This window comes from Streptomyces sp. NPDC059534 (genome assembly GCF_042743475.1).
In the GTDB taxonomy this organism is placed as follows: domain Bacteria; phylum Actinomycetota; class Actinomycetes; order Streptomycetales; family Streptomycetaceae; genus Streptomyces.
This window is the reverse complement of record NZ_JBHWAQ010000010.1, coordinates 205,674-218,397: the sequence shown is the minus strand read 5'-3', so window position 1 is coordinate 218,397 and position 12,724 is coordinate 205,674. Positions and strand designations below refer to the sequence as shown.

At 69.9% G+C, this 12,724-nt stretch carries 11 protein-coding genes; 8 read left to right on the top strand and 3 right to left on the bottom strand.

The window, feature by feature from the left end:
* From ACFVZH_RS15475 to ACFVZH_RS15460, 4 genes are all read left to right on the top strand, one after another.
* A partial coding sequence (locus ACFVZH_RS15475) for a vitamin B12 dependent-methionine synthase activation domain-containing protein (protein WP_384897383.1) occupies positions 1 to 1,032 on the top strand: 1,032 nt, incomplete at its 5' end.
* A 140-nt stretch (positions 1,033 to 1,172) separates the two neighbouring features.
* Positions 1,173 to 1,871, top strand: a complete 699-nt coding sequence (locus tag ACFVZH_RS15470) for an HAD family hydrolase (RefSeq protein ID WP_384897382.1) — start codon at positions 1,173 to 1,175, stop codon at positions 1,869 to 1,871.
* Positions 1,872 to 2,338: 467 nt separating this feature from the next.
* Positions 2,339 to 3,928, top strand: coding sequence for an ABC transporter substrate-binding protein (locus ACFVZH_RS15465; protein ID WP_384897380.1), 1,590 nt, complete (start codon positions 2,339 to 2,341; stop codon positions 3,926 to 3,928).
* A gap of 76 nt (positions 3,929 to 4,004) precedes the next feature.
* Complete coding sequence (locus tag ACFVZH_RS15460; RefSeq protein WP_384897378.1) at positions 4,005 to 5,588, top strand: ABC transporter substrate-binding protein; 1,584 nt, start codon at positions 4,005 to 4,007, stop codon at positions 5,586 to 5,588.
* 124 nt (positions 5,589 to 5,712) lie between these two features.
* On the opposite strand, the gene ACFVZH_RS15455 is transcribed toward ACFVZH_RS15460, so the two are convergent.
* Complete coding sequence (locus ACFVZH_RS15455) at positions 5,713 to 6,387, bottom strand: response regulator (protein ID WP_384897376.1); 675 nt, start codon at positions 6,385 to 6,387, stop codon at positions 5,713 to 5,715.
* Between the two features lie 46 nt (positions 6,388 to 6,433).
* Entirely contained in the window at positions 6,434 to 7,336 is a 903-nt protein-coding gene (locus ACFVZH_RS15450) for a RecB family exonuclease (protein WP_384897374.1), read from the bottom strand.
* A gap of 180 nt (positions 7,337 to 7,516) precedes the next feature.
* Here ACFVZH_RS15450 and ACFVZH_RS15445 point away from each other — a divergent pair, with 180 nt between their 5' ends.
* The 3 genes from ACFVZH_RS15445 (at position 7,517) to ACFVZH_RS15435 (ending at position 10,356) form a co-directional block, all read left to right on the top strand.
* Positions 7,517 to 8,650, top strand: a complete 1,134-nt coding sequence (locus tag ACFVZH_RS15445; protein WP_384897401.1) for a site-2 protease family protein — start codon at positions 7,517 to 7,519, stop codon at positions 8,648 to 8,650.
* Positions 8,651 to 8,669: 19 nt separating this feature from the next.
* Positions 8,670 to 9,557 (top strand): tRNA (adenine-N1)-methyltransferase, encoded by an 888-nt coding sequence (locus tag ACFVZH_RS15440; RefSeq protein WP_015032448.1) that lies wholly within the window; start codon positions 8,670 to 8,672, stop codon positions 9,555 to 9,557.
* Between the two features lie 223 nt (positions 9,558 to 9,780).
* The gene (locus ACFVZH_RS15435) at positions 9,781 to 10,356 is read left to right on the top strand and encodes a hypothetical protein (protein WP_384897372.1); all 576 of its coding nucleotides are present in this window, start codon (positions 9,781 to 9,783) and stop codon (positions 10,354 to 10,356) included.
* Positions 10,357 to 10,360: 4 nt separating this feature from the next.
* Here the strand turns inward: ACFVZH_RS15435 and ACFVZH_RS15430 are convergent, their stop codons facing one another.
* The gene (locus ACFVZH_RS15430; protein WP_384897370.1) at positions 10,361 to 10,672 is read right to left on the bottom strand and encodes a ferredoxin; all 312 of its coding nucleotides are present in this window, start codon (positions 10,670 to 10,672) and stop codon (positions 10,361 to 10,363) included.
* A gap of 240 nt (positions 10,673 to 10,912) precedes the next feature.
* Here ACFVZH_RS15430 and arc point away from each other — a divergent pair, with 240 nt between their 5' ends.
* Positions 10,913 to 12,679 carry a proteasome ATPase gene (gene arc, locus ACFVZH_RS15425; RefSeq protein WP_384897368.1) on the top strand — a complete coding sequence of 589 codons (1,767 nt, stop codon included), beginning with the start codon at positions 10,913 to 10,915 and terminating at the stop codon, positions 12,677 to 12,679.
* Positions 12,680 to 12,724: the final 45 nt, after the last annotated feature.

Here is a 12,724-nt window from a genome sequence, read left to right as displayed (position 1 = left end):
GCCTACGTCGAACAGGACCTCCACGAGATCTACCAGGGCGAGGTCCGCTACGCCCGCGACGCCTTCGAGGGCCTGCGCCTCATGGACGCCCTCATCTCCGTCAAGCGGGGCGTCCCCGGCGCCGCGCTCCCCGAGCTGAAGCAGCGACGGGTCGCCAAGGGCGGCGGCACGGGCGCCGCGCTCCAGGTCGACGAGCCGGAGCCCGCCGGCCGCTCCGACGTGGCCACCGACAACCCGGTGCCGACCCCGCCGTTCTGGGGCACCCGCGTCGTCAAGGGCATCCCGCTGAAGGAGTACGCCTCCTGGCTCGACGAGGGCGCCCTCTTCAAGGGCCAGTGGGGCCTCAAGCAGAACCGCGCCGGCGACGGCCCCTCGTACGAGGAGCTCGTCGAGTCCGAGGGCCGGCCGCGGCTGCGCGGCTGGCTGGAGCGCCTGCACACCGAGAACCTGCTGGAGGCGGCCGTCGTCCACGGCTACTTCCCCTGCGTCTCCAAGGGCGACGACCTGATCATCCTGGACGAGGCCGGCAACGAGCGGACCCGCTTCACCTTCCCGCGCCAGCGCCGGGGCCGCCGCCTCTGCCTCGCGGACTTCTTCCGCCCGGAGGAGTCCGGCGAGACCGACGTCGTCGGCCTCCAGGTCGTCACGGTCGGATCGAGGATCGGCGAGGCCACGGCCGAGCTCTTCGCGTCCGACTCCTACCGCGACTACCTGGAGCTGCACGGCCTCTCCGTCCAGCTCGCCGAAGCGCTCGCCGAGTACTGGCACGCGCGCGTGCGCGCCGAGCTCGGCTTCGGGGGCGAGGACCCGGCGGACGTCCAGTCCATGTTCGACCTCAAGTACCGCGGTGCCCGCTTCTCCCTCGGCTACGGCGCCTGCCCCGACCTGGAGGACCGCGCGAAGATCGCGGACCTGCTCCGCCCGGAGCGGATCGGCGTCCACCTGTCGGAGGAGTTCCAGCTCCACCCCGAGCAGTCCACCGATGCCATCGTGATCCATCACCCCGAGGCGAAGTACTTCAACGCTCGGTGACCGACCCGGCGGACGCGTGGGGTAAATACACGCGTCCGCGATGATCCGGACGTACACTTGTCGGTCCAGTGCAGGCCGGTCTTCCTCCCCGTACCGGGGAGGAAGACCGGCCTTCTCGTCCCTCCATGGAGGTGTGCCGGATGACCAGTACGGTCCCCGCGTCCCTGTTCCGTACGAACGGCAGCTCCGCCCTGCAGGCGGTCTTCCTCGACATGGACGGGACCCTCGTCGACACGGAGGGGTTCTGGTGGGACGCGGAGGTCGAGGTCTTCGCCGATCTCGGCCACCGGCTGGACGAGGCGTGGCGTGACATCGTCGTCGGCGGCCCGATGACCCGCAGCGCGGGCTACCTCATCGAGTCCACCGGTGCCGACATCACCCTCGAAGAGCTGACGGTGCTGCTCAACGAGAAGTTCGAGCAGCGGATCGACCGGGGCGTCCCGCTCATGCCCGGCGCCGAACGGCTGCTCGCCGAGCTGTCCCGGCACTCCATCCCCACCGCCCTGGTCTCCGCCTCGCACCGGCGGATCATCGACCGGGTCCTCGCCTCGCTCGGCCACGACCGCTTCACGCTGACCGTCGCCGGCGACGAGGTCGTGCGGACCAAGCCGCACCCCGAGCCGTACCTGACGGCCGCCCGCGGGGTCGGGGCCGACCCCGCCCTGTGCGCCGTCATCGAGGACACGGCGACCGGTGTGGCGGCCGCAGAGGCGGCCGGCTGCCGGGTCGTCGCGGTCCCCTCGGTCGCCCCGATCGCGGCCTCTCCCGGCCGGGTCGTCGTGCGCTCCCTCGAAGAGGTCGACGTGCCTTTCCTGCGCACCCTGATCTCCGGAATCTGAGCTTTATCTGAGCTTTCCCCGGAGCGAATGCACCTTTCCCACAAGGGAATCCGGCAGGCCATTCACCGAGACGGCATTCCCGTGACCTTCGTCACGCAGAGTGCCCGGCGGTGGGTGGCCTGTCCTCGTTTCCTGTCCGAAATAAGCGTGTTCCGTTGCCCTCATGTGTCCCGATTCGCTCACCGGCGTCCCCGTCGTGCCGCCGCATGACTATCGGGCGTCCCGTATTCATGCTCACCCTGAGGCAGCCCCCGCGGCCGTCCTCGGTCCGGCAATAGCGGCGCCGCCCACTAATCTTTCGCGAGTACTTCGCCGTATAACCGCGTGCACCGGCGCACACCCCAGCAGCCGTGAGCACAGGAACGATCGCAACACCCGGCCCGATCGCTCCCGCCCCGACCGGGCGGCCGGCGGCGGAGTTCCCACTGACCGCTGTATCCCAGTGCCGGATGAGGAGATCGTCCCTGATGAACCGCAAGACCCTGGTGCTCCCGGCCGTGGCCGGACTGCTCGCCCCCCTCCTCGCCGCCTGCGGCGGAGCGCAGGACGACGGAGCGATCGTCGTCGGCACCACGGACCAGTTCATCGCCACCGGTGACGCCCCCGCCCCGCTGGACCCGGCGTACGCCTACGACACCGGCGCGTGGAACATCCTCCGGCAGACCGTCCAGACCCTGATGCACGTGCCGCGCGGCGGCGGCGAGCCCGTCCCCGAGGCCGCCGAGAGCTGCGGCTTCTCCGACAAGGCCAGCGAGAGCTACCGCTGCAAGCTGCGCTCCGGCCTCACCTTCGCCGACGGCACCGCCATCACGGCCAAGGACGTCAAGTACTCCGTCGACCGCGTCCTGAAGATCAAGTCGGACAACGGCACGGCCGCGCTCCTCGCGAACATCGACACCGTCGAGACCCAGGGCACCGACGGCGTCGTCTTCCACCTCAAGAGCCCCGACGCCACCTTCCCGTACAAGCTCTCCACCCCCGTCGCCGGCATCCTCAGCAAGGACAAGTACGCCGCCGACACGCTCCGCGACGGCTTCGACGTCGACGGCTCGGGGCCGTACACCATGAAGGTCGAGCGCGACGGCGAGAAGGCCACCCGCTTCGTCTTCACCAGGAACCCGGCCTACAAGGGCGACATCACCCTGCGCAACGACAAGGTGGAACTGCGCCCCTACGCCGACTCCGGCGCCATGGGCGCCGCCCTGGAGAGCGACGACATCGACATGATGGCCCGCTCCCTGTCGCAGAAGCAGATCAAGGACCTCACCGAGTCGCCCCAGGACGGCATCGAGATCACCGAGGTCCCCGGCCTCGAGATCCGCTACCTCGGCTTCAACACCAAGGCCCCCTCCGTCCAGGAGAAGGCCGTCCGCCAGGCCATGGCGTCCGTCGTCGACCGCGGCGCGCTCGTCAACCTCGTCTACGGCCCCACCGCCGAGCCCCTCTACTCGCTGATCCCCTCCAGCATCACGGGCCACGCCACCCCCTTCTTCGACGAGTACGGCGAGCCCGACCCCGCCCGCGCCGCCAAGCTCCTCAAGGAAGCGGGCGTCAAGACGCCGGTCAAGGTCACGCTGAACTACACCACCGACCACTACGGCGCCGAGACCGCGCAGGAGTTCCAGGCGCTCAGGAAGCAGCTCGTCGCCTCCGAGCTCTTCGACGCCACCGTCCAGGGTTCCGAGTGGTCGAAGTTCCGCACCGCCCAGAAGCGCGGCGACTACGCCGTCTACGGCCTCGGCTGGTTCCCGGACTACCCGGACCCCGACAACTACGTCGCGCCCTTCCTCGACAGCGACAACTTCCTCAACACCCCCTACGTGAACAAGGTCGTCCGCGACCAGCTCATCCCGCGCTCGCGCCGCATCGCCGACCGCACCGCCGCGACCCCCGTCTACGCCCAGATCCAGAAGATCGTCGCCCAGGACGTCCCCGTCCTGCCCCTGTGGCAGGGCAAGCAGTACGTCGCCGCGCGCAACGACCTCAACGGGGTCGAGTACGCCCTCAACACCTCCTCCGACCTGCTGCTCTGGGAACTGGGACGCGGCACCGCATAACCCCTGTCCGGATCGGTTGTACCGGCCGCGCACCCGCGCGCGGCCGGCCTGACATAGAGATCAAGAGGCACGTTCTGTGAAGGCACACAACAAGTGGCTGACGGCCCCGCTCGCCGCGGGCCTGTCCGCCGCGCTGCTCAGCGGCTGCGGCACCGAGCAGGGCGGCGGCGCCGGTGGCTCCGGGGAGGGCGTGCGCGTCGGCATGTCCGACGAGATCCTCGCCACCGACCCGGCCGCCGGCTACGACCCCGGCTCCTGGCTGCTGTTCAACAACGTCTTCCAGTCGCTGCTCGCCTTCCCCAAGGGCGGCTTCGCCCCCGAGCCGGAGGCCGCCGACCGGTGCGGCTTCTCCGGCGGCAGCAAGGTGTACACCTGCACCCTGCGGGACGGCCTCACCTTCTCCAACGGCAACAAGCTCACCTCGGAGGACGTCAAGTTCTCCTTCGAGCGGGCCCTCAAGATCGCCGACCCCTCCGGCCCGGCCCCGCTGCTCTCCACCATCGACACGATCGAGACCCCGGACGCGCGGACCGTCGTCTTCCACCTCAAGGTCCCCGACGCCACCTTCCCCAGCAAGATCGCCTCCGGCGCCGGCTCCATCGTCGACCACCGCGAGTACCCCGCCGACGCGCTGCGCACCGACGGCAAGGCGACCGGCTCCGGCCCGTACAAGCTGGACTCGTTCAGCGAGACCGAGGCCACCTTCTCCGCCAACTCCGGATACCACGGCCTCGCCCGGCCCAAGAACAGCGGGATCACCCTCAAGCTCTACCGCGGCGACCGCTCCGCCCTCGCCAAGGCCCTCACCGACGGCGACGTCGACATCGCCTACCGAGGGCTCTCGGCCGACGACATCGCGGCCCTCGAAACCTCCGACACCACCGACGACAAGGGCATCGAGGTCGTCCAGGGCAGCAGCGCCGAGGTCCAGCACCTCGTCTTCAACATGAAGGACCCGGTCGTCGGCAAGCTCGCCGTCCGCCAGGCCATCGCCCACCTGGTCGACCGCGAGGCCCTCGTCGAGGACGTCTACAAGTCGACGGCCACGCCGCTCTACTCGATCGTCCCGACCGGCATCGCCGGCCACAACACCGCCTTCTTCGACACCTACGGCACCCCCGACGCCGCGAAGGCGAAGAAGGCCCTGCGCTCCGCCGGCATCACCAAGAAGGTCAAGCTCACCCTCTGGTCCACCCCTAGCCGTTACGGCCCGGCCACCGACCAGGAGCTCAAGGCCGTCGCCGGCCAGCTCAACGACAGCGGCCTGTTCGCCGCCGACGTCAAGTCCGTCGACTACGACCAGTACGAGAAGGACATAGCCGCCGGCAAGTACGGCGTCTACGTCAAGGGCTGGGTCCCCGACTACCCCGACGCCGACAACTTCACCGCCCCCTTCTTCGGCGAGGGCAACGTCCTCGGCAACCACTACGACAACGCCGCCATCACCGGCCGCCTCCTCCCGAAGACCGCCGCCCTCACCGACCGCGCCGCCACCGCCGACGAGTACGGACAGCTCCAGGACCTCGTCGCCGACGAGCTGCCGATGCTCCCGCTCTGGCAGGGCAAGCAGTACGCCGTCGCCCGCGACGACGTCACCGGCCTCGAATGGACCCTCGACGCGTCCACCGTCTTCCGCTTCTGGGAGATCCGGAAGGGCTGACGGCCCCGTGCGGGACACGGGAAGGGCCCGGCACGCGTGGTGCGTGCCGGGCCCTTCCCGTGCCTCTCGTACCGGAGTACCGGAGTACCGGAGTACCGGGGTGCCGGCGTACCCGGTGGACCGGCTACTGGCCGCCGCCCGGCCGCACCAGACCGCTCTCGTACGCGTACACCGCGGCCTGCACCCGGTCGCGCAGCCCCAGCTTCGTCAGCACATGGCCCACGTGCGTCTTCACCGTCGTCTCGCTGACGAACAGATCCGCCGCGATCTCCGCGTTCGACAACCCCCGCGCCACCAGCTTCAGCACCTCCACCTCACGGTCGGTCAAGGTGCTCAGCGTGTCCGGCATCCGCTCCTCGCCGGTCGGCAGGTGTGCCGAGTACTTGTCGAGCAGCCGCCGCGTGATCGACGGGGCCAGCATCGCCTCGCCCGCCGCCACCACCCGGATCGCCTGCACCAGCTCGTTCGCCGGAGCGTCCTTCAGCAGGAAGCCGCTCGCCCCCGCCCGCAGCGCCTCCACCACGTACTCGTCCAGATCGAACGTGGTCAGCACCAGCACCTTCGCCGGACCGTCCCGGCCCGGACCCGTGATCTGCCGGGTCGCCTCCACCCCGTCCATCCGCGGCATCCGGATGTCCATCAGCACCACGTCCGGCTGCAGGGCGCGCACCTGCTCCTGCGCCTGGAGACCGTCCCCGGCCTCACCCACCACCGCGATGTCCTGCTCCGCCTCCAGAATCATCCGGAAGCCGGTGCGCAGCAGCGGCTGATCGTCGACCAAGAGGACGCGGATCGTCACAAGGGCTCCTTCACGAGGCGGACCGGGCACACGGCACGGACCCGGCTCACAGGGCGGGCCGGGCCGGGTCCATTCTGCCCTGACCGGATTCGCCCGACTCCGGCGGGCGCGCGGAAACGATCTTCAGGGGATAGACCGGGGGAGTCCCCCCGAACTCCGGGCAGACCGCCTGGTGGTCGCACCAGCCGCACAGCTTCGTCGGACGCGGCCGCCAGTCGCCCGTCTCCGTCGCCAGCCGGATCGCGTCCCACAGCGCCAGCAGCTTCCGCTCCACCCGCAGCAGATCCGCCTCCACCGGGTCGTACGTCAGCACCTCCCCGCTGCCCAGGTACACCAGCTGCAGCCGCCGCGGGATCACCCGCCGCAGCCGCCAGACCACCAGCGCGTAGAACGTCATCTGGAACAGCGCCCCGTCGCGGTACTCCGGCCGGGGAGCCTTCCCCGTCTTGTAGTCCACGATCCGCACATCACCCGAGGGCGCCACGTCGATCCGGTCGATCACCCCGCGCAGCCGCAGCCCCGAATCCAGCTCCGTCTCCACGAACAGCTCACGCTCGGCCGGCTCCAGACGCGACGGGTCCTCCAGCGTGAACCACCGCTCGACCAGCCGCTCCGCCTCGGCCAGCCAGCCAGCCAGCCGCTCCCCTTCCGGGTCCTCCGCGAACAGCTCGCCCAGCTCCGGCTTCGACTCGAGCAGCCGGTCCCACTGCCCCGGCACCATCGCCTTCGCCCGCGGCGCCGTCCGCTCCACCGCCGGATCGTCGAAGAGTCGCTCGAGCACCGCGTGCACCAGCGTGCCCCGGGTCGCCGCCGGACTCGGCTTCTCCGGCAGCCGGTCGATCACCCGGAACCGGTACAGCAGCGGACACTGCATGAAATCGCTCGCCCGCGACGGCGACAACGACATGGGCGCCCGGGGCTCCGCCGGCACCTGCTCGCTCGTACTCATGACGAAGACCCTACGACCCGCCACCGACAACGCGCGGAATACCATCGACCCGGGACCCCGTCGCACTGCATGATCGAACCGTGACGCACCGACGCGGGTCACACCACGCGACGAAAGGAACCCGTGAACCAGGACGAGCCCAAGCCGCAGCGGACCGAGGAGCCCGGCGGCGGGATCCTCATGGGCCGCCCCTTCGGCGTGCCCGTCTACGTCGCCCCCAGCTGGTTCCTCGTCGCCGCCCTCATCACCTGGGTCTTCGGCGACCAGATCGAACGCCTCCTGCCCGAGCTCGGCGCCGCCCGCTACCTCGTGTCCCTCTTCTTCGCCGTCGCCTTCTACGCCTCCGTGCTCGTCCACGAGCTGGCCCACACCCTCGCCGCGCTCCGCTTCAAGCTCCCGGTGCGCCGCATCCAGCTCCAGTTCTTCGGAGGCGTCTCCGAGATCGAGAAGGAGACCGAGACCCCCGGCCGCGAGTTCGTCCTCGCCTTCGTCGGCCCGCTCCTCTCCCTCGTCCTCTCCGGCGTGTTCTACCTCTCCCTGTACGCCGTCGAGCCCGGCACCGTCCCCGGTGTCCTCCTCGCCGGCCTGATGATCTCCAACCTGATCGTCGCCGCCTTCAACCTGCTCCCCGGCCTTCCGCTCGACGGCGGGCGCATGCTCCGCGCCGTCGTGTGGAAGATCACCGGCAAGCCCATGAGCGGCACCGTCGCCGCCGCCTGGGTCGGCCGCGCGCTCGCCGTCCTCGTCCTCGTCGGCCTGCCCCTGCTCACCCGCACCGGCCTCTTCGGCAACACGACCGACGACATCAGCGGCTTCAACACCGTCACCGACGCCCTGCTCGCCGCGATCCTCGCCGCCATCATCTGGACCGGCGCCGGCAACAGCCTCCGCATGGCCCGGCTCCGCGAGCACCTCCCCGAACTCAGCGCCCGCACCCTCACCCGGCGCGCCATCCCCGTCGAACCCGCCACCCCCCTCTCCGAGGCACTGCGCCGCGCCAACGAGGCCGGCGCCCGCGCCCTGGTCGTCGTCGACGGCAACGGCGACCCCACCGGCATCGTCCGCGAGACCGCCATCGCCGCCGTCCCGCAGCACCGCCGCCCCTGGGTCGCCGTCAGCACCCTCGCCCAGGACCTCTCCGACGGCATGCGGGTCCCCGCCGAACTCACCGGCCAGCCCCTCCTCGACCACCTCCGCGCCAGCCCGGCCACCGAGTACCTGGTCGTCGAGGAGACCGGCGAGATCTACGGCGTCCTCGCCACCACCGACGTCGAGCGGGCCTTCGTCAAGGCCATGGCACGGCCGTCCTCCTGAGCCCGGTACTCTTGTTCACATGTCCGAACCGACCGGTGCCGCCCGCCGACGCGGGCCCTTCAAGGTCGGGGACCAGGTTCAGCTGACCGACCCCAAGGGCCGTCACTACACGTTCACGCTCGAAGAGGGAAAGAACTTCCACACCCACAAGGGTTCCTTCCCGCACGACGAACTGATCGGCGCCCCCGAGGGCAGCGTTGTCCGTACCACCGGAAACGTCGCCTACCTCGCGCTGCGCCCCCTGCTCCCCGACTACGTCCTGTCCATGCCCCGCGGCGCCGCCGTGGTCTACCCGAAGGACGCGGGTCAGATCCTCGCCTTCGCCGACATCTTCCCCGGCGCGCGCGTCGTCGAGGCGGGTGTGGGCTCCGGCTCGCTCAGCAGCTTCCTGCTCCGCGCCATCGGCGACAGCGGCATGCTGCACTCCTACGAGCGCCGCGAGGACTTCGCCGAGATCGCGAAGGGCAACGTCGAGCGCTACTTCGGCGGCCCCCACCCCGCGTGGCAGCTGACCGTCGGCGACCTCCAGGACAACCTGTCCGACACGGACGTCGACCGCGTCATCCTGGACATGCTCGCCCCGTGGGAGTGCCTGGAGGCCGTCTCCAAGGCGCTCGTCCCCGGCGGCATCCTCTGCTGCTACGTGGCGACCACCACCCAGCTCGCCCGCACCGTGGAGTCCATCCGCGAGTTCGGCTGCTACGCCGAGCCGCAGCCGTGGGAATCCATGATCCGCAACTGGCACGTCGAGGGCCTCGCCGTCCGCCCCGATCACCGCATGATCGGCCACACCGGCTTCCTCGTCACCGCCCGCCGCCTCGCGGACGGGGTCGAGCCCCCGATGCGCCGCCGCCGCCCCGCCAAGGGCGCCTACGGCGAGGACTACGAAGGCCCCAACAAGGGCTGACGTCCCGACATCCGCACAGCGCCGCCGTCGAGTTCCCCGCGCACGGGAGGGAAGTCGACGGCGGCGTCCTCATGTTCGGGCGTCCCCGGAACGATTCCGTCCGTGGCGTGTTCGCGTCGGCGGGACCGCCCCATCACCGCCGACCCCAGCTGTTCCGTCACCCTGTGACGTGTGGCACGATGCCCGGAAACCACGCCGCACCACCCCACAGGAGACGTCTCGCGTGCAGCCCTCCGCCGTCCCCGACCTCGCGGACCTCGCGCACACCCACGCCCGGCCGGCCCACTGGCTGGCCACCGCCACCGCGACGGCCGCCGTCGTGGCCCTCGCCGGCCTGATCCAGCCCGGCCCCGCCGGAGCCGGTCCGGCCCCGGCCGCCCCGCTCCCCGCACCCGCTCCCGAGGCCGCCGGAGTCGACTACCCGCTGGACTGCGGGGGAGTCGCCCGGAAGGTCGCGAAGCGGGCCAGCGGCGATCTCGACGGGGACGGAAACCCGGAGACCGTTGCGGTCGTGCACTGCGAAGCCGGCTCCGGCACCCCGCCGCACGCCGTCTACGTCCTGACCCGCGCCAGGGAGAAGGGTGCCCCCGCGCGCGTGGTGGCCACGCTCGTCGAACCGGGGCTGCACCAGAACGTCGCCGAGCTCTCCGTCCGCGACGGAGCGGTGCACGCCACGCTGCTCGGCTACTCGAACCCCGACGTGCCGCTCTGCTGCCCCGACGAGAAGGAGCAGGTCAGCTGGCGCTGGCAGGGCGGCGCCTTCGTACGCGCCGGCCAGGCCGACGCGTACGGCGCCTGACCCGTCACTCCGCGTCGGGGCCGTACACCTCGACCCGGTCCGCGACCCGGCGCACATGGATGCAGTCGCCCGGGCACTCCTTCGCGGAGTCCACCACGTCCTGGAGCAGCGTCAGGGGCACCGGGGTGGTCGCGCCCGCGTCCTGGAGGAGTTCGTCGTCGGCGCTCTTCACATAAGCGAGCCCGTCGATGTCGAGCTCGAAGACCTCCGGGGCGTACTGCGCGCAGATCCCGTCCCCGGTGCACAGGTCCTGGTCGATCCAGACTTCCAGCGCCTCCTCGGCGCCCGTCGCCGGGGCCTCGTGCTGCACGGTCATATCTCCTGCCGTTTCTGCTTCGCGCGGTAAGTCGGGCCACCCCTGACGGGTGTTGGCCAAAGACGACGATACAACCGCCCGCTTTCAACTGGTGAAGGGTGGGTATTCCCCTGGCGAGAGGGGAAGCGCAAGGGTGAAGATCGGACACACCCCGGAGTCTTTTTGATCTAGGGGTTTCAATCATCACCCACGCAGGTAGGGTCAGGAAGCGTCCAGCTCCCCCTGGAGGAGGTGAGGACCGTGGCAGCCCACGACGACGACATCAACCGCGGCATCCGGCCCGGGCGAGGGTCTGAGGACCCCGCCGGACAGGTTGCCTATCTCGAGCAGGAAATCGCCGTCCTGCGCCGCAAGCTCGCCGACTCTCCGCGCCACACGAGGATTCTCGAAGAGCGGATCGTCGAGCTGCAGACCAGCCTGGCCGGCGTGTCCGCGCAGAACGAAAGACTCGCGAACACACTCCGTGAGGCCCGCGACCAGATCGTCGCACTCAAGGAAGAGGTCGACCGGCTCGCACAGCCGCCGGCCGGCTTCGGCGTCTTCCTGCAGGCCAACGAGGACGGCACGTGCGACATCTTCACCGGGGGCCGCAAGCTCCGGGTGAACGTGAGCCCCAGCATCGAGCTCGACGAGCTCAAGCGCGGCCAGGAAGTCATGCTCAACGAGGCGCTCAACGTGGTCGAGGCCATGGAGTACGAGCGCGCCGGGGACATCGTCACCCTCAAGGAGATCCTGGAGGACGGCGAGCGCGCCCTGGTGGTCGGGCACACCGACGAGGAGAGGGTGGTGAGGCTCGCCGAGCCTCTGCTGGACGTCACCATCCGCGCCGGTGACGCCCTGCTGCTGGACTCCAGGTCGGGCTACGTCTACGAGGTGGTCCCCAAGAGCGAGGTCGAGGAGCTCGTTCTCGAAGAGGTCCCGGACGTCGACTACGAGAAGATCGGCGGTCTGGGCAACCAGATCGAGCTGATCCGCGACGCGGTCGAGCTTCCGTACCTCTACCCGGACCTCTTCAAGGAGCACGAACTGCGGCCGCCGAAGGGCATCCTGCTCTACGGCCCGCCGGGCTGCGGCAAGACGCTGATCGCGAAGGCCGTGGCCAACTCCCTGGCCAAGAAGGTGGCCGAGGTGACCGGCCAGCCCGCGGGGAAGTCCTACTTCCTCAACATCAAGGGCCCCGAGCTCCTCAACAAGTACGTCGGCGAGACCGAGCGGCACATCCGCCTCGTCTTCCAGCGTGCCCGGGAGAAGGCGAGCGAGGGCACCCCCGTCATCGTCTTCTTCGACGAGATGGAATCCCTCTTCCGCACCCGAGGCTCGGGTGTCAGCTCGGACGTGGAGAACACCATCGTCCCGCAGCTGCTCGCCGAGATCGACGGCGTGGAGGGCCTGGAGAACGTCATCGTCATCGGCGCCTCCAACCGCGAGGACATGATCGACCCCGCGATCCTGCGGCCCGGCCGGCTCGACGTCAAGATCAAGATCGAGCGCCCGGACGCGGAGGCGGCGAGGGACATCTTCGCGAAGTACCTCACGGCGAACCTGCCGCTCCACTCGGACGACATCTCCGAGCACAGCGGTTCCAAGGCCGCCGCCGCCCACGGAATGATCCAGTCCGTCGTCGAGCAGATGTACGCGGAATCCGAGGAGAACCGCTTCCTCGAAGTCACGTACGCCAACGGCGACAAGGAAGTCCTCTACTTCAAGGACTTCAACTCCGGCGCGATGATCCAGAACATCGTCGACCGGGCCAAGAAGATGGCCATCAAGGCTTTCCTCGACCACAACCAGAAGGGCATCCGGGTCTCCCACCTCCTCCAGGCTTGCGTGGACGAGTTCAAGGAGAACGAGGACCTGCCCAACACCACCAACCCCGACGACTGGGCCCGGATCTCCGGAAAGAAGGGCGAGCGGATCGTGTTCATCCGCACCCTCGTCACCGGAAAGCAGGGCGCGGACACCGGGCGCTCCATCGACACGGTGGCCAACACCGGTCAGTACCTGTAAAACGCGAACCGGCTGCGGACGTCCGGAAACCGGGCATCCGCAGCC